The sequence below is a fragment of the Salipiger sp. HF18 genome (assembly GCF_011806505.1).
Lineage (GTDB): Bacteria > Pseudomonadota > Alphaproteobacteria > Rhodobacterales > Rhodobacteraceae > Salipiger > Salipiger thiooxidans.
On sequence record NZ_JAATOS010000008.1, the window covers coordinates 1 to 15,543 of the forward strand.

Annotated in this window: 16 protein-coding genes and 1 pseudogene; 7 read left to right on the forward strand and 10 right to left on the reverse strand. The window is 63.5% G+C overall.

Annotated features, from left to right (window positions below):
- The 3 genes and pseudogenes from HC022_RS02170 to HC022_RS02180 all read left to right on the forward strand — a co-directional run.
- Window positions 1-213: pseudogene (locus HC022_RS02170) on the forward strand (IS5/IS1182 family transposase); the annotation flags it as partial.
- Between the two features lie 204 nt (window positions 214-417).
- Entirely contained in the window at window positions 418-1,401 is a 984-nt protein-coding gene (locus tag HC022_RS02175; protein ID WP_167451156.1) for a glycosyltransferase family 8 protein, read from the forward strand.
- A 155-nt stretch (window positions 1,402-1,556) separates the two neighbouring features.
- Window positions 1,557-2,708, forward strand: coding sequence for a right-handed parallel beta-helix repeat-containing protein (locus HC022_RS02180; protein ID WP_167451157.1), 1,152 nt, complete (start codon window positions 1,557-1,559; stop codon window positions 2,706-2,708).
- Window positions 2,709-2,717: 9 nt separating this feature from the next.
- Here HC022_RS02180 and HC022_RS02185 read toward each other — a convergent pair whose 3' ends face one another.
- Genes HC022_RS02185 through HC022_RS02205 form a run of 5 tightly spaced genes read right to left on the reverse strand, consistent with a single transcriptional unit; the run spans window position 2,718 to window position 7,727 of the window.
- A complete protein-coding gene (locus HC022_RS02185) occupies window positions 2,718-3,581 on the reverse strand; it encodes a glycosyltransferase family 2 protein (protein WP_167451158.1) in 864 nt (287 codons plus the stop codon).
- Window positions 3,578-4,537 carry a glycosyltransferase family 2 protein gene (locus tag HC022_RS02190; RefSeq protein WP_368484597.1) on the reverse strand — a complete coding sequence of 320 codons (960 nt, stop codon included), beginning with the start codon at window positions 4,535-4,537 and terminating at the stop codon, window positions 3,578-3,580. Before HC022_RS02190 ends, HC022_RS02185 begins: the two co-directional genes overlap by 4 nt.
- A complete protein-coding gene (locus tag HC022_RS02195) occupies window positions 4,500-5,264 on the reverse strand; it encodes an FkbM family methyltransferase (RefSeq protein ID WP_167451160.1) in 765 nt (254 codons plus the stop codon). The genes HC022_RS02190 and HC022_RS02195 overlap by 38 nt, the downstream gene beginning before the upstream one ends.
- Before the next feature lie 5 nt (window positions 5,265-5,269).
- Entirely contained in the window at window positions 5,270-6,748 is a 1,479-nt protein-coding gene (locus tag HC022_RS02200) for an O-antigen ligase (protein ID WP_167451161.1), read from the reverse strand.
- A 4-nt stretch (window positions 6,749-6,752) separates the two neighbouring features.
- Complete coding sequence (locus tag HC022_RS02205) at window positions 6,753-7,727, reverse strand: glycosyltransferase family 2 protein (RefSeq protein WP_008887041.1); 975 nt, start codon at window positions 7,725-7,727, stop codon at window positions 6,753-6,755.
- A 273-nt stretch (window positions 7,728-8,000) separates the two neighbouring features.
- On the opposite strand from HC022_RS02205, the gene HC022_RS02210 reads away from it, so the two are divergent.
- Window positions 8,001-9,032 carry a glycosyltransferase family 4 protein gene (locus HC022_RS02210; RefSeq protein ID WP_167451162.1) on the forward strand — a complete coding sequence of 344 codons (1,032 nt, stop codon included), beginning with the start codon at window positions 8,001-8,003 and terminating at the stop codon, window positions 9,030-9,032.
- 74 nt (window positions 9,033-9,106) lie between these two features.
- Here HC022_RS02210 and HC022_RS02215 read toward each other — a convergent pair whose 3' ends face one another.
- From HC022_RS02215 to HC022_RS02225, 3 genes are all read right to left on the reverse strand, one after another.
- Entirely contained in the window at window positions 9,107-9,757 is a 651-nt protein-coding gene (locus HC022_RS02215; protein WP_167451163.1) for a hypothetical protein, read from the reverse strand.
- Window positions 9,758-9,943: 186 nt separating this feature from the next.
- Window positions 9,944-10,213, reverse strand: a complete 270-nt coding sequence (locus HC022_RS02220) for a hypothetical protein (protein WP_131822000.1) — start codon at window positions 10,211-10,213, stop codon at window positions 9,944-9,946.
- 157 nt (window positions 10,214-10,370) lie between these two features.
- On the reverse strand, window positions 10,371-11,240 hold the full coding sequence (locus HC022_RS02225; RefSeq protein ID WP_008887274.1) for an ExeA family protein: 870 nt from the start codon (window positions 11,238-11,240) through the stop codon (window positions 10,371-10,373).
- Window positions 11,241-11,659: 419 nt separating this feature from the next.
- Here HC022_RS02225 and HC022_RS02230 point away from each other — a divergent pair, with 419 nt between their 5' ends.
- The 3 genes from HC022_RS02230 (at window position 11,660) to HC022_RS02240 (ending at window position 14,458) form a co-directional block, all read left to right on the forward strand.
- On the forward strand, window positions 11,660-12,352 hold the full coding sequence (locus HC022_RS02230) for a sugar transferase (RefSeq protein WP_167451164.1): 693 nt from the start codon (window positions 11,660-11,662) through the stop codon (window positions 12,350-12,352).
- Between the two features lie 149 nt (window positions 12,353-12,501).
- Window positions 12,502-13,119, forward strand: coding sequence for a polysaccharide biosynthesis/export family protein (locus tag HC022_RS02235; RefSeq protein WP_167451165.1), 618 nt, complete (start codon window positions 12,502-12,504; stop codon window positions 13,117-13,119).
- Between the two features lie 10 nt (window positions 13,120-13,129).
- Complete coding sequence (locus tag HC022_RS02240; RefSeq protein WP_167451166.1) at window positions 13,130-14,458, forward strand: hypothetical protein; 1,329 nt, start codon at window positions 13,130-13,132, stop codon at window positions 14,456-14,458.
- Here the strand turns inward: HC022_RS02240 and HC022_RS02245 are convergent.
- Together HC022_RS02245 and HC022_RS02250 are read right to left on the reverse strand one after the other, a co-directional pair.
- Complete coding sequence (locus HC022_RS02245; RefSeq protein WP_167451167.1) at window positions 14,444-14,983, reverse strand: glycosyltransferase; 540 nt, start codon at window positions 14,981-14,983, stop codon at window positions 14,444-14,446. The two genes, HC022_RS02240 and HC022_RS02245, sit on opposite strands and share 15 nt — an antisense overlap.
- On the reverse strand, window positions 14,980-15,510 hold the full coding sequence (locus tag HC022_RS02250; protein ID WP_008886669.1) for a glucuronosyltransferase: 531 nt from the start codon (window positions 15,508-15,510) through the stop codon (window positions 14,980-14,982). Before HC022_RS02250 ends, HC022_RS02245 begins: the two co-directional genes overlap by 4 nt.
- Window positions 15,511-15,543: the final 33 nt, after the last annotated feature.

Genomic DNA, 15,543 nt, shown 5'->3' on the forward strand with positions numbered 1-15,543 from the left:
GCCGGGGGCAGTCATGCCGCCGCTCTAATCCGCAGAAATGGCCGCCTCTGGAAAGAAGATTACCCCGCCGCCTTGGTCCGCAACGAGATCCTGAGGGCAACCCGGCGCCTCGGCCGGGCGATCTGGAAAAGGTGGTCCCGCTATCATGTCCGCAGCCGGGTCGAGGCCCGGATGAGGACCCTGAAATCCTTCGGCCAGCGGATCACCTCGAGGGCCTCCGGACCCCCGACAGCCGAGATCGAACGCGCGGCCTGACCTCAGCTGGAAAAGGGCCATCATGTCCCGATGCCGACTTCTGCCCCAATGCTGCGCGCACCCATCAAACGTTGCGACGAAGACCCGGTAATGCTAAGAATTCTGACAAGTCCGATTTTTCTAACACACTGCATTTGAACGCTCAGCTCATCAGGATCACGGATGTCTATTTCCACCCACCAGCCAGACAAAAGAATAAATGTCGTTTACGCATGTGACAACATACAAGCCCTTCCGCTCGGCGTTTCAATTGCATCCGCCCTTGAAAACAGAGCCGAAGGGACGCCGATGAATATCCACGTCCTCTCATACCGTATCAGCCGATCCAACAGAAAAAGCATCGCGTCACAATTTGATGGAAGGGATGACACGCTCTGTTGGCACGAAATCACCGGAGAAAACCGGAAGCTTCTGGAAGACCTCTTTACATCCTCCAATCGACCCTATCCTCCCGCGGCCTATGCCAGGCTCCTGATTTCTGAAGTTATCCCGAATATCGACAGAGCGATCTATCTGGACACGGACATCATCGTAGCGACCGACCTGTCCCCCCTCTGGAACACGCCGTTCGACGGAGCGGGACTGCTTGCGATCCAGGACCTTCCCACCTCGAACGACCACATCAAGAGACTGAGAGCGTTGCTGTCACCGGAGGACATCTCGCGCTACGGAATCGAAGATGGCGACAGTTATTTCCAGTCGGGCGTGCTGGTGTTCGACATGAAAGAATTCACCAAGACCCGCGCGTCCGAGCTGATTGAATGCCTCAGAAACTATCCAGATCTGACCTTTCCCGACAATGACGCGCTCAACATCGTCTTTCACGACAGCTTCAAACTCGTCGATCCGAGATGGAACCAGATGGCATCGGTGTTCAAGCTGGATGCAGCACGGGACACCCCCTACTCGGCCGAGGTCTTTCAGGCGCTTTTGCAGGACCCTTATATCATACACTATTCAGGCCGCCCCAAGCCGTGGGAGGATGGCTGTACCCACCCATATCTGGACCGCTGGGTCGAGGCGCTCAAAAACTCGGCCTGGAATAGCTGGAAACCGAGTCGTCTGACTCGTGCAATCGATCGCATCCCACGCATTCAGCGCGTGTTGGCCAAGCGCTTTCGCCGCTTCGTTTCCCAACATGTCTGACGCCAGCCTGCGCGCCTTTCCCGGCACATCCACTGCCCTGATGACATATCGCTCGGCCCTTTCGGCAAAAAAGCATGGGCGCCTGAACAAGCGCACGCGCCTCAAGGAGCCGGAACGGCAATCGCTTGCGTCATACCTATCCAACAGGCCCTGACATGACCTCGAGCCAGACAAGCGCGGCAGAACGCGCGCGCCGTACAGCAGGCTGGCGACCGAAACCGGGCCTGCGCAGCGCCATGATCGCTCTCTTCGCCACGATGATGGTTGCCGATACCGCTCACGCAGACGACCGGCAGGACCTCATCGCTGCGCTGAAGGGCGCAAAGGGCGGCGAGGTCATCTCGCTTCCCGACGGCGACTACGGCGACCTGACCATTGATCGTGCGTTCCCCGCGACCGTCTCGCTACGAGCGTCGAGCCCGGGTGGTGCTGTCTTCGGAACGTTCACGGTCTCCGGCGGGAACCTGATCATCGACGGCGTTACGGTGACCGAAAGGCTCGTGATCAAGGATGCCGACAAGGTCCGGATAGTCAACTCGAGGCTCAAAGCCTGGTCCGAGGCTCTATTCAGCAGCAACATAGAGCTGCAGGGGAACGACATTCCCGCGACCCTGAACTTCGATACCGTGGATACGTTCGACATTTCCGGCAACGTCATTGGACGCGTGCCGGGTGGCATCAATGACGACCTCATCCGGATCATCGGCGCGTCCTCGCAAGGCACGATCCAGAACAACTCGCTCGAGGATGCGGCCCCGCAAAGATACCCGGATGGCACCTATACCCACGCTGACGGCATCCAGTTCATCAACCGTGGCGCCGACTGGCCGCATGACATCGTGATCCGGGGCAACCTGATCTATGACGATCCGTCGACCGGCGACCGTGAGCTCTGGATGCAACCGCTCGCCATTGGCGGAAACAACATCCTTATCGAGGAAAACTTGGTGATGGGCGGCACGCCCAACACGATCATTGTCGCCAACACCTCGGGCGGCGTGAAGGTCCTGAACAACACCGTGCTGCCTTGGCCGAAAGGTGGCGGCGGGACCATTCGCGTCAACTCGACCACGAGCGGCGTTGTTGTCGACGGAAACGTAACTGCCGGGATCATTAACCAGGGCAACGCCACGGTCGGCGACAATTACGTCTATTCGACCCGGGCAAGCGCTCCGAACCATTTCGCCAAGCTCTTCGCAGGCAACGGCAGGGCCTGGCAGGATTACGTTCCGGCCGCCGGCTCGCCGGTGGCGCTCGGCACCCGCTACGGGGCGCAGAAGCGCTTGCGCGAGCTGCTGGGCCGGTAACGGAGCGGATCAGCCCTGCGTGCCGGCCCCGTCGGTCCGCAGGAGCTGTGCAAACATCCAGCCCATCCGCACCAGACGGATCCGCGCGAGCGTCCCCACTGCGCGCAGCTTTTCCTCGGCATTGGCACCGGGCGCCGACAGAACACGCGGCGCATGGGCCAATATGCTGAGCGGCATGATCAAGCCGCGCATCGCCCAGGCCAGCTTGGCCCGCGGCCCGGTGCCGTTCAGAGCGAAGCTCTCTTCCGTCAGACGCTTCCACTTCTTGCGAAGCGCGGCCCAGTCGCCGCGTGACGGGTGACCAACGCGGAGGCTCTCGGCGTAGACGATCGAGAACCCCTTGTCGCGTGCACGGTGACACCAGTCAAAGTCCTCGGAGAGCCCGTGTTCGAACGGTCCCACCGCGTCGAAGACAGCGCGGGTGGTCAGCAGGTTCGCGGTGACCGAAAAGCCCTTCTGTTCCACGTAGGTGCGGTTATCAAAGGCGAAGATCGCCTCGAAGAGCTGCGGCCCGGTGCGCGGCGGTGGCGTCTCGTCGAAGACGCTGACCGCCCCGCCCACGAGATCGCCATGGTCGGCAACGGCCAGCGCCGTATCAAGCCAGTCGGGGGCCGGCAGGCAGTCGGCGTCGATGAAGAACAGCCGCGGCGCCGCGGAAAGCGCCACCCCGCGGTTGCGCGCGTTGGCGGCACCGGGCAGCGGCTCGTGCGCCAGCCGGAAGGGCGCCGGCACTGCGGGCGGCTGGCGCGAACCGTTGTCGATGACGATCCCCTCGACCTCGGGCCGCATCTGCGGGGCCAGCGCCTCGAGGCAGCGGGCCAGCCGCGCCCCGTCGTTGAAATGGGGAATGATGATTGCGGCGGTGTAGGTCATCGCCCTTTCCTCGCCCCTCGGGGCGACCAGCCCAGCGCCACCCGCAGCATCTGTGCCGCCCCGCGCGACGACGGGACGTCGCGCATCGCTTCGGCGAAGTAGCGCATAGCGTTCCGATGATCGCCGAGCGCGAGGTATTGGCTTCCGAGGACGTAGTTCTGCCGGCTCCGCGCCGCGGTATTGTGCGCGAAATCTTCGGCATATTGATCAAGCATGCGGACCCGGAAAGCGGTGTCCCGCGCCATGTGCGACGAGACGCTGTCCGGAGTTCGGTAGATCATCACCAAGGGCTCGGGCACGAAGGCGAACGGCGTGGCACGGGCCAGTCGCAGCGCGAGATCCCAATCCTCGTTGATCCGCAGGGTATCGTCGAACACCCCGGTCTCGGTCAGCAGGCTGCGCTCGATCAGCAGCGTCTGCGGCGTCGTCGGATTGATCATCAGCGTGTCGGCGAAGATGTCGCCCTTCGGCGCTCCGTGCGCCCCTTCGCGCGGAATGTAGTAGCTATGCTCCTTCGAATAATAGACCGCGCCGCTGTAACAGGCGCGGCAATCCGCGCTCGCCTGCAGCACCTTGAGCTGGGTTTCCAACTTCTCGGGGAACCAGCGGTCGTCGCTGTCCTGGAACGCCAGGTAGCGCCCACGGGCGAGCCCGATGCCGACGTTCCGGGTGCCCGCCGCGCCAAGGTTCTGCGCGTTGCGCACCGTCCGGAAACGGGGATCGTGGGAGTATCGCGCGAGCGTGTCGGGCGTGTCGTCCGTGGACGCATCGTCGACGGCGATCAACTCAATATCGCGGTACGTCTGCCCGAGCACGCTGTCGATGGCGCGCGTCACGAGGCTGCTGCGGTTGTGCACTGGCAAAACGACAGAAACTGTCGGTACTTCACTCAACGTAGGGTCTCCGGATCCGCGATTCTCAGTCGGCGCGCTCATAATACGCGTGTTCTCCCGCATTCGAGATCCAGCGCCGCTCGAACCCCATGTCGCGCAGCTTGGCCTCCATGTCGGCGATGGCCTCCTCACCGACCACACCCGGGTGCAGCTCCATCGCAACCTTGCGGATCGTGGACGGCGCGAGATGCTGGATGACGTCGATCTCGCCGCCCTCGATATCCATGATGAGGAAGCTCGGCCGGATCTCGGCCACCGTCCGGTTAAGCTCGATGCAGGGCGTGCGAACTTCGCGCGCACCGGCCATCGGGGTCGTCGAGGCGGCCCAAAACAGTTCGGGGACGTGCAGCGTCGCCTCGCCATCATGATCGGTCAGGAACCCGATGGAGAGGTGCGGGGCCCCGGCATTGAGCGCGTAGTTGGCCCGGATCACCGGCTCCATCAGCGGGTTGGCCTCGAAGCTGTGAACGTTCTCAACGCCGACCGTCTGCGCGCAGAGCATGCCGATGTAGCCGATGCCGGCGCCAAGCTCGATGACCACATCCTCGGGCTCGAGGAACATGCGCACCATGCGCGCCTCGCGCCCCTCATAGTCACCGCGCAGGATCAGGTCGACGACTTCCTGTCCCAGCTTGGCGGCATCGGCGTGCAGCCGGACACCGTTGAGGGTCACCACGCCATCGCGGGCGGTAATGCGGTTTCTGAGGAGGCTGAAGGCCCGGTATTGGTTGTAGATCGTACGCCGCAGGGGAACGGGAAGGCTTCGTGCAAGCTGGTCGCGAAGTGCCATTGTCTCTAGTCTCCAATGGGGGGCACCCGTCCGGTCGACCGGAGCGGTGCTGCATGGTTGGGGGGACTCGCCGACTGCGATGCGGCGGAGGACTGGGTCCGGTTCACGGGAGGAGCTCCTCTGAGCACCCTCGAATTTTCCCGCGACGCGAAGCGGGTATATTGGACACGCGAGCCCGTATCGGCCTCATCCGTCTCCGGCGCGGTCGTTTCCACCGCAGCCGGCGCGTCCCGCACCCAAAGCGCGCAGCCCAGCAGATAGAACAACAGGACATAGCTGGCATTCCACAGGTGAACCGTGAAGATCGACACCGAGAGTGAGGCCAGTGTAATACAGAACGCCGTCTGGCAGGCCCGCACGCGCTCGTCCTCCTGGCGGACGCGCCCGACCACGATCAGCGCTGCAAGCGCCGCAGCGAGGATGAGGGCAGCGGAGGGGTAGCCGTTGCGAAAGGCCACCGCGAGCCAGAAGTTGTCGATGCTGGTGGTGACCACGTGTGACGGCGGGTGCCATTCGTATCCGAGTCCGGCTCCGAAGAAGGGGAACTTCTTGATCTCCTCGACCGCGGCTTCGTTCACCAGGAGGCGGGTCCAGGCGGTGCCCGGATTCATCGCGAGGAACGAGATCGAAATCTGCGCCATCGAGCGGTTCGATGCCAGTTCAAGCACCGTGTAGAGGGTGCCGCCGCTCCAGAGCAGCGCGGCCCACCGCCCCCGCCACGCTCGCATAATGCGGTCGTAGGCGAAGAGCCCCGCCTGAAGCGCGACGCAGACCAGCGCAGCGGAGGACAGCGACTGGAAAGCCGCGAGGCCAACCAGCGCCCCGGCGACGAACGCCGGCCGGGTGCCCGAGCGCAGGCGCCACGTGTAGAGCGCGAACGAGAATCCGCCCGCAGAGAAGAGTCCGTAAAGGATCGGATGATCGAATACGACCTGCGCGCGGTCGAGCCCGAAGCGTTGCTCGTGCGGGACGTTCGGGAGCACCTTCAGGAACTTGCCGAGCACTGTCAGGACGATGGGGTCCCGCGTGACGTTCTCGTAAAGCGCAAATGGGATGGTCAGGATGATGCAGAGCACGAAAACCCGGGCGCAGCGGATGAAATCTTCGGAGGTGCGGATGAAGGCCCGCGCGAGGCAGTAGGGCCCCAGCGTCTCGACGATGTGGATGCCGATGGTGGCGACCGATGCCCCGGTCACGGCGAAGGACAAGGCCACGTAGAAGGTGAATGCCGTGACGAGAATGTCGACGCTGCAGATCCGGATGGACGGGTTGCGGAAGATCTGGACGACGGTCGGGAAGAAGGTCGCCAGCAGAACGACACGATAAAAGGACAGCCGCAGCGGGCCGACCTGGATAACCAGCGGAACCAGAAGCGCCACGATAAAGAGCGCGACCATCCCCACGCCGAGGGTGCTCGTGCTCTCCGGAATCACCCGGATCGTGTTGGCGCTTGCGGTGCCTGGCAGTGCGGCAGCCTTGGCCATGGGCTCAGACCGCTTTGGCCGTCACTGGTGACGTGGCGATGTCTCTTGGCCAGCCATCGCGCCACTCGCCGCGCCGTGACCAGACCTCGCGCCAAGTGCGAGCGGATTCGCGACGCCCGAGCAGGGTGGAATAGACGGCACGGCTCAGCGGCCAGAGCGACAGCAGAAGGCGGCCGACAGGATGCGCAAGCCCGGTCATGTGAACGTCGAGCAGCGAAATCTTGCCGCGCATCAGCCGTACGAGCTTGTCAGCGCGCACCTTCTCAGAGGCGCCCTTGTAGTGAACGATCTCGACCCCGGGCGTCATCAGCGGCCGTGCGCCGTATGCCCGTGCGCGCAGGCAGAGGTCCGCCTCTTCGCCGTACATGCGGAAACAGAGATCGAAGCCACCGAGCTCTTCCCAGAAGCTGCGCCGGATGAGCAGCAGGCAACCGGTGACGATATCGACCTCGCGCTCGGTGTCGCGCGGCCAGCCGCCGTAGCCCTCGGGGTTGAAGATCGCGCTGTCACGGAAGATCGAGTTGAGCCCCAGCACCTGCGAAGTGAGCCCCCAGAGCGTCATCCGCCGCCAGCAGTTGGTCACGTTGAGCGATCGGTCGCCGTAGAGCGTCCGCCCACCCCAGATCCGCGCGGAGGGGCGGCGTTCGGCAAAGCTCACGAGCTTGTCGAGCGCCCCGTCGAGGACCACCGTGTCGGGATTGAGAAGAAGGAGGTATTCGCCTCGGGCGCGCTGCGCGGCGATGTTGTTGGCCTTTGCAAAGCCGTGATTCTCGGTCTCGGCCATGAGCACGAAGGTCGGGAATTCTGCGGCGATTGCTTCGGCGGATCCGTCATTCGAATCGTTGTCGACGACGATCACTTCATAAGGAATCCGTGTCTCTGCAACTATCGAGCGAAGACACTCCAGTGTCATCTCACGTGTATTGTAGCTGACCACGACAATTGAAAGCACCGGATCGGAACTGGTAATATTCAGCATCAGAAAACGCTTCCCAAAAAGGAGTTGGCGTTGATAATATCAATAGCTGAACCATGCCCGGGTTGCCGGAACATTGCAAGCATTGACCTGCATGCGCCGTCAGGCAAGGTTGTAATACAAGATATTTTTAGCTTTTGATTTCGAGAAGCGAGCGGCACGCTGACACGTCTTCTTACACTTCTGCCGATGGCCGCCGATGGCGTTGGCCCCAGCCAGACCTGCGCCTCCCTGCTTTCGGCGATGGCGCGCGGCGGTCTGTCCGGACCGCTTTTCGTGAACCGTGCCCGCGCGAAACGCCCGGGCGTGAGCTATCAGACCGCCTTGCCGGGATTTCTGGCATCCCTCCCCTACAAATACGTCGAGGCAACCGCGACTCGACGGTCCGAACTCTGCTTCCGCAGGACGCTTCGCGAAGGCGACATCGCCTATCTCTGGCCCCACGCGAGCCTGCAGGCCTACCACTGGGCCAAGAGTCTCGGGGTGCCGATCGTAGGAGAGGGAATCAACTCCCGCATGGCCTCGGCCCGGACGATTCTCGACGAGGCCTATGACGCCGAGGGGCTCTCCCCGGGGCATGGCATTACTGACGCAAGAATCGCCGAGGAAGAAGAGAAGCTGGCGATGACGGACATCTTCTTTGCGCCCAGCCCTGGCGTGGAGAGCGCACTTGTCGGTTCGCAGCTACCCGAATCGGCGCTGCTCTCGACCAGCTACGGCGTCGATCTCGACCGGGCGCCCGCACCCGACCTGTCTCCTGTGCGACGGAACCGCCCCGTGTTCCTCTTCGTCGGCTGGGGCAGCGTTCGCAAGGGCCTGCACCTGCTGCTTCGCGGTTGGCTCGAAGCGGGGATCGACGCGGAGCTCTGGATCGCGGGCCAGCTCGAGCCCGCGCTGCAGGAACGCTTCGCGCCCCACCTCGAACGCGACGACGTGCGCACGCTCGGTTTCGTCCGGGACGTCGATGCGCTTTATTCTCAGGCAGACGCCTTCGTTCTGCCTTCGCTTGAGGAGGGCGATCCGCTGGTGACCTACGAGGCCGCGGCGCGCGGGCTGCCGATCATCGCGACGACGATGGGCGGCGGACGGCTTGGGGATGCCGGCCACGTGCGCATCGTCGATCCCCTGGATCCCGGAAGCATCGCCACGGCGCTGCGCGACTTCGCCCTCGATCCCGAGACGCGCGCGCAATGGGCGGCTCGCTCGACCAAGGGCGTGCGCGCCTTCGACTGGTCGGACGTCGGCCTGCGGCGCGCCCACATGCTGGCTGAACGGCTTGGCCTGGAGTTGGGCGAATACGCCTCCTGATTCCGCGTCAGCGAAAAGCAAACCCGACCTGGCTTGGGCCAGATCGGGCAGCGGAATTCAGAAGATGGAAGATGTCAGACTGGCAGAGCCGGCTTCTGACGTTTTCCCCAGTAGAACAGCCCACCGAGAGCCAGCGCCAAGACCGGAAGCAGCGGCGGGACCGGGGTCGGCGCGGGAGCATCAAGCGGGACGAGGTTCTCGGCGACCAGGTAGACGTCGCTCGCGACCGTCTTGCCGAACGAGAAGGCCGATCCTTTCTCGAGCCATACGCCGATGTCGGACCCCTGATCAAAGCTCACCGTCTGGTAGGCATCTATCCAGGCCACGGTGCCGCCGGAAACGATACCGAGGAAGGACCAGAAAAGACCGCCCCCCTTCGTGGAGGACGCCTGCTCATCGGGCGCCGAGAAGAACAGGTCGAGCGTGACGTTGTAGATACCCCCGAAGACCGCGGCCGGGGCGGCCATTGTCCATTGGATGAGGTTGGACAGGGCGACCACATCGCCATTGCCCGAGAAGTTCACGTCGACTTCGCCGGACTGCGAGAAGCTGCCCGCGACACCGCAGTTGGAGGCACAGCTCGCCGTGGTGACGGAGATCTCCGACTGATCAAGGTCGATGGTGAAGGTGGGATAGGTTTCTGCAGCGACTTGCTGCGGGACACTGGTGAAAACGGCAAGAACCAGGGCCGCTAGTAGGCTGGGAATATATCGCGGTATGACCATGTCTATGCTTCACCCAATATAAAAATTTGTTCCAATAGTTTGCCCGATCTGAGGGAAATCTCAAGGTCGCAAACGTGTCTAAGGATGAAGCCCCCGAAATATATGAAGTATATTTCCGGCGACCGGACAACGAATGACTACCCGGCCGGCAAATGTCAACAATAGGGTGTGATGGCGGAATTTACTCTACCTATGCGGTTCCGGCGCGCCGGGTTTCGCTGCAGCTTCGGCGCGAAGATTCGCCTCGGTCAGCCGCTTGCGAAGGTAGAGCAACACATAGGCAGACCCGAAGGACGCAAGGGTAGAGGCCACCGCCCAGAGCAGCGATGTCGCCAGTCCGGATCCCGAATGCAGCGCAATCGCCAGGACGATCCAGAACACTGGGCTCGACACGGCGAGTGCCAGAAGCAACACCGGAGTTTGCGTTTGGAAATCAGTCTGCCCGTCCTGCGACACTGATACCTCGTCAGATACATATACGAGGTATCAATGTAGCATCGAAATGTTCATTTCAAGCATTCGCTGCCGCAACTCCCATACGGAACGAGATGTGCGGATTTCTTACACGGAGTCCCGGCGAATTGTCGGGCACAGCCCGAACGTATCGACAGCCCTATTCCGCCGCCTTGCTCAGCGCATCGGGACCGAGGACGAATGGCTCGGTATCGATGAAGAGCCCGTCGTCGAGCACTTCGACGACATGCTCGAGCTCGACCGTCGGGCTGTCCGACATGGCGGCATAGACCAGCGACAGTTCGCAGAGCTTGTTGGTGACGCGCGGGACGCCGTGCGACTCGCTGTAGATGCGTGCCACCGCCGCGGCGCTGAACTCGTCGCCCTTGCCGCCGACGTGGCGCAGGCGGTGCTGTATATACTGTGTCGTGCCCTCGTGATCGAGCGGCTTGAGATGGTAGAAGATCGACACCCGCTGCGCGAACTGGCGCAGGTTGGGCGAGCGCAGCAGGCCCTTGAGCTCGGGCTGCCCCACCAGCACCAGCTGCAGAAGCTCGTCCTTGCCCGAGTTCACGTTGGTGAGCATCCGCAGTTCTTCGAGCCGCCGCGCCCCGAGGTTCTGGGCCTCGTCGATGATCAGCAGAACCCGGCGCCCCTCCGAATATTCGCGGACCACGAAGTCCTGGAAGGCGTGGAACATTGCGACCGGATCGGCGCGGTCGGGAGCGTCGAGCCCGAAGGCTGCGAGCACCCAGCGCAGCAGGTCCCCGCGATCGGCCTGCGCATTCGACATCAGCCCGACGGTGAGGTCCGCGGTGATCGACCCGAGCAGACGCCTCAGGAGCGTGGTCTTGCCGGCGCCGACCTCGCCCGTCAGGACGGTGATCGGCGCGCCGGTCACGACGCCATATTCGAGAACGGTGTAGGCCTTGCGGTGCAGCGCAGACCAGTACAGGAACTCAGGGTCCGGCGTCAGCGCAAATGGCGTCTCCCGAAAGCCGAAGTGTGAGTTGAAAAGCTCGCTTGCCACGTGTCGCCCATGAAATTGTGTAAAATGAAAATCGGAATCAGACGCAAGGCGCCGCTCATGACAAAGGATGAGGCGTCCGGTGCGGCCTGTCTAGGGCCGGAGCATGGATCGGGCAACGAATCATTGAAAATGTCTATCCCATGGCGTGAAATGATGTTGCCCAGACCGCATGTGATCAATTAATTACAGGTTGAGCGCTTCGGTCGCTGGTATTTTTTCGAGGATCCCTTGCTGCTGCCGTGGTGAGGGTTATTGGTTACACGCGGGCCGCACGTTTTTGTCTCAGCGGTTCGTTAGATTTCATGGTTGCGGACAGGCAAGGGTCGGATGACCCGGGTTGGACTCCGCGCAGTTACTTTTACCTAAGCCGCCATTTTTGGGGGATTTGAAATGATTTTTAAGATTGCAGGTATCATCCTATGAAAAGCTATGTCGAAGAGGATGACCACGGGAGAACCTCCCAAGCACTTGATTTCGAACATTCCTATGTCTTCGCCGGTGACATCAACTGGTACCGCGGCCTGTTCAAGCGCGCGCTCGACGTGATGTGCGTCATCTTCATGCTGCCAACTGCCCTCTCCGTGATCGCGCTCTTCGCGGCGCTGGTCGCGATCGACGGCGGCAACCCGTTCTACAGCCAGATCCGCGTCGGCCAGGGTGGCCGCCTGTTCCGGATGTGGAAGCTGCGCAGCATGGTGCATGGCGCCGACGCGATGCTCGAGGACCATCTCGCCGCCAATCCCGACGCCCGCAAGGAATGGGACGCGACGCAGAAGCTGAAGAACGACCCGCGCGTCACCGCCATCGGCAAGCTCATCCGCAAGACCTCGGTCGACGAGCTGCCGCAGCTCTGGAACGTGCTTCGCGGGGACATGTCGCTGGTCGGGCCGCGCCCGATGATGCCCTCGCAGGAAGAGCTCTACCCGGGCCGCGCCTATTACCGGCTGCGCCCCGGCATCACCGGCCCGTGGCAGATTTCCGAACGCCACCTCAGCGACTTCGTCGAGCGCGCGCGCTTCGACAGTGCCTACGACCGGGAACTGTCCCTCGGGACGGACGTCCACATCCTGCGCCGGACCATCACCGTGGTTTTCCGCGCAACCGGCGTCTGAACGCCGGAATTGACGTCAGAGAGCGTGTCGTCCCGGTGACAGGATCCGGCGTAACGGCGCGCTTCTGCGTTTTCTCCAGCATTTCCCGTGCATATACGCTCCAATCATGGAATCAATTTTCCGTACGCGACACGAGGAAGGTCGGTTCGATGCAGGTTCTGTTCAAATACTTTTTCGCGCTGATGCTCTGCCTGGTTTCCGGCACCGCGATGGCGCAATCGGAATACCGGGTGCGCGCCGGCGATACGCTGCAGGTCGAGGTTCTCGAAGATCCCTCGCTCAACCGCAGCGTCGTGGTGCTTCCCGACGGGCGCTTCTCGTTCCCCTTCGCCGGATCGCTGCCCGCGGCCGGGCGCACGGCGGATCAGATCCGCGCCTCGGTGACCCAGGCCATCGCCGGCAACTTCGCGGCCACGCCCAACGTCTTCATCGGTGTCCAGCCCGCCCCGCGCGAGCCCGCAGCGCCGAGGGAACCCGCCCCCAAGCCGGTCATCTCGGTCTACATCATGGGTGAGGTCGGCAGCAGCGGCATGATCGAGGTAAAGCCGGGCACCACCTTCCTGCAGGCGCTGTCGCAGGCCGGCGGGCTGACGCCCTTCGCCGCGACCAAGCGGCTCCAACTGCGCCGAACCGATCCTGTGACCCGCGCGCAGAAGGTCTACCGCGTCAACTACCGGGCGATCATGGATGGGGCTGCGCTCAACCGTGACATCTCGCTGATCGAGGGGGACGTGATCGTGGTGCCGGAGCGCCGCCTGTTCGAGTAAGGGCACGCCCATGCACAACGGTTTCAAGATACCGGCCGCAGCGATCCTCGCCGCTGCAGCCGGTCTGACCACATACAGCGCCATGGCACAGGAAGCAGGCGGCATCACCGCTTCCGCCACGACCGGCATCGGCGTCATCTCGGACGACGACGGAACGCGCGCACGCGGCGATCTGGCGTTCTCCCTCGGCTCTGTAACCCGCACGCAGGGGTTCGAGCTTGGTATCAGCACGGGGCTCGAGTACCCGGACGCCGACGACGAGTTCGAGCTGGCCGACCCCGAACTGCGCTTCTCCTATCGCCGCACCGGCAAGAACGCCGAGTTCGAGGCCTTCGCCAGCTTCCTGCGGCAGGAGATTGGCACGCTGGTGCTCGACGAAACGCCGGACTCGATCGAACTTCGCAACGACACCGGCTACCGCAACGACACCCGCCTCGGCGCGCGGCTCACATTCGGGAAGGAAGCCCCGTTCGGAGGGGACTTCGGCCTCGGGGTCCGGCGTGTGAACTACACCGACCTTACCGATGGCTCGCTCAACGACTACGTCAGCCGCGATTCAGACCTGACGCTGCGTTTCACCGTCGATCCCCGACTGGACCTGCGCCTCACCGCCCGTGTCGAGGACACCGAGTCCGAGGGAACCGGCACCGACCGCACCACCACCACCTTCGGCACCGGCGCCGACCTGCGGATTTCAGAAAGCCTGCGGGCCTCGCTCGACCTCAACTACGTCGAGATCGAGGAAAGCGCCGACGGCGGCCCCACAAGCACCGACCGCGGCCCGACGTTCGCTCTGGCAATCCTGCGCGACCTTCCGAATGGCGAGGCGCGCTTCGATCTCAGCAGTATCTTGACGGATGATGGCACCCGGGTCGAGGTCCGCGCCGGGCGCAGTCATGAGCTCCGGCTCGGTGAATTCGACTGGTCGGCGGGCCTGTCGCGCGGCGGCGACGGAGACGTCGACGGGCTTCTGCAAGTCGGCTACGGGCGCGAGTCGCGCAATGGCAGCCTCGAAGCGGGCTACCAGCGGAGCGTGAACACCAGCATCTTCGGTGAGGAGACGCTCGTCGATCAGGTCAGCGTTGGCTACAGCTACGCCCTGTCGGACGTCACCAACTTCCAGACCGGGCTGGCCTACCGCAACTACGACTACTTCACCGAAGGCTCAGAGAGCGTGCGCAAGCTCGAACTCGACATGTCCCTGACCCGGCAGCTCACCAGCGACATCGATATGGTCGCGAGCTTCTCGCACGAGCGGAGCCGCACCGGCGACGAAGACGCAGAGAGCGAGAACACCATCTATCTGGGCGTGCAGCGGGCGCTGTCATGGCGCCCGTGACACCACTTTCTGACTGACAATCCCAGGGGTGCGGGCGGGCGCCATGCCCTTGCCGCCAGACGCGATGAACTGGCCGATCCCATCCACCAGCGCGGCATGACGGCTGCCCGTGCTGCCGTCGGCCGACTTCAGCACCCCTCCGTCGAGCAGCTTCGGCAGGTCCTCGATTTCCCACGCCACATGCAGGCCGGACAGGCCGACCAGTGCCTGTGCAGTCGCAAGCTGGTGATCGTTGCGATGCTCACCCAGCGCATGGCGACGCGGCACGATCACCAGCGGCCGCTTGTAGCGGCGGGCGGACAGGATCGTCCCGACCCCGGCATGAGCGACCACGACACGGGCGCGGCGGAAGATGTCGACAAACTCGTCCGGCGGCAGCATTTGGCGGACGTCGAGGTTCGGCAGGTCTGCATCGTCGCCGCCCACCTGCGCGATGATCTGCTCGTCATGTTTGGCCGCGTAGTCGTTCATGGCGCGGGCAAGGCGCGGGAAGGCGAGCTGGGTACCGACGGTCAGGAAGATCATAGTATCGCTCCGTAATAGTCCGCGCCCTCCGCCTCCGCGACATGCGGCCACTGGCTGAGCCAGAGATCGGCGACCCGGCGCGCGTGTTTACCGGACATGGACATCTCCTCGGCGTTGGCGATCGAATCTACCCAGATGGTCTGGGCCCGCATCACCTTCGCCAGCGTGAGGGCGACGAGCCCCGGAAGCGCCCCGGTCGAAATCACGACATCGGGACGGTAGGCCAGCAGCCGCGCGCCGATGGTCAGCACCATCCACGGCATCCGCAGCACGTCGTTGCGGTTGCAGTCGGGCACGATGATAGACGGTGCCGCGTCGAATTCCTGCGGCAGGCCCTTGAGCGTCGTCGCGAAGAGCACGTCACAGCCCTCGAAGGCCGGGCGGAGCTCCATCAGCTGCTGCCAGTGCCCGCCAGCCGAGGCGATGGCGAGCACCCGGGTGGGACGGGTCCGCGCCGCGGGTTTCGCCGGGCGCTCCGGACGCGGCTCGGCGTGCTTTCCGCGCGAGGAGAAGGCGAGGCTCAGCATTGCCCCTGCCCCATCGCTGCGGTGGTCCGAATG

What these genes read in the sequence shown, in the direction of transcription:
- HC022_RS02175 (WP_167451156.1), top strand. Translation starts at nt 418, where the DNA reads ATGTCTATTTCCACCCACCAGCCAGACAAAAGAATAAATGTCGTTTAC.
- HC022_RS02180 (WP_167451157.1), top strand. Translation starts at nt 1,557, where the DNA reads ATGACCTCGAGCCAGACAAGCGCGGCAGAACGCGCGCGCCGTACAGCA.
- HC022_RS02185 (WP_167451158.1), bottom strand. Translation starts at nt 3,581, where the DNA reads ATGACCTACACCGCCGCAATCATCATTCCCCATTTCAACGACGGGGCG.
- HC022_RS02190 (WP_368484597.1), bottom strand. Translation starts at nt 4,537, where the DNA reads ATGCGGGAGAACACGCGTATTATGAGCGCGCCGACTGAGAATCGCGGA.
- HC022_RS02195 (WP_167451160.1), bottom strand. Translation starts at nt 5,264, where the DNA reads ATGGCACTTCGCGACCAGCTTGCACGAAGCCTTCCCGTTCCCCTGCGG.
- HC022_RS02200 (WP_167451161.1), bottom strand. Translation starts at nt 6,748, where the DNA reads ATGGCCAAGGCTGCCGCACTGCCAGGCACCGCAAGCGCCAACACGATC.
- HC022_RS02205 (WP_008887041.1), bottom strand. Translation starts at nt 7,727, where the DNA reads ATGCTGAATATTACCAGTTCCGATCCGGTGCTTTCAATTGTCGTGGTC.
- HC022_RS02215 (WP_167451163.1), bottom strand. Translation starts at nt 9,757, where the DNA reads ATGGTCATACCGCGATATATTCCCAGCCTACTAGCGGCCCTGGTTCTT.
- HC022_RS02230 (WP_167451164.1), top strand. Translation starts at nt 11,660, where the DNA reads ATGAAAAGCTATGTCGAAGAGGATGACCACGGGAGAACCTCCCAAGCA.
- HC022_RS02235 (WP_167451165.1), top strand. Translation starts at nt 12,502, where the DNA reads ATGCAGGTTCTGTTCAAATACTTTTTCGCGCTGATGCTCTGCCTGGTT.
- HC022_RS02240 (WP_167451166.1), top strand. Translation starts at nt 13,130, where the DNA reads ATGCACAACGGTTTCAAGATACCGGCCGCAGCGATCCTCGCCGCTGCA.
- HC022_RS02245 (WP_167451167.1), bottom strand. Translation starts at nt 14,983, where the DNA reads ATGATCTTCCTGACCGTCGGTACCCAGCTCGCCTTCCCGCGCCTTGCC.
- HC022_RS02250 (WP_008886669.1), bottom strand. Translation starts at nt 15,510, where the DNA reads ATGCTGAGCCTCGCCTTCTCCTCGCGCGGAAAGCACGCCGAGCCGCGT.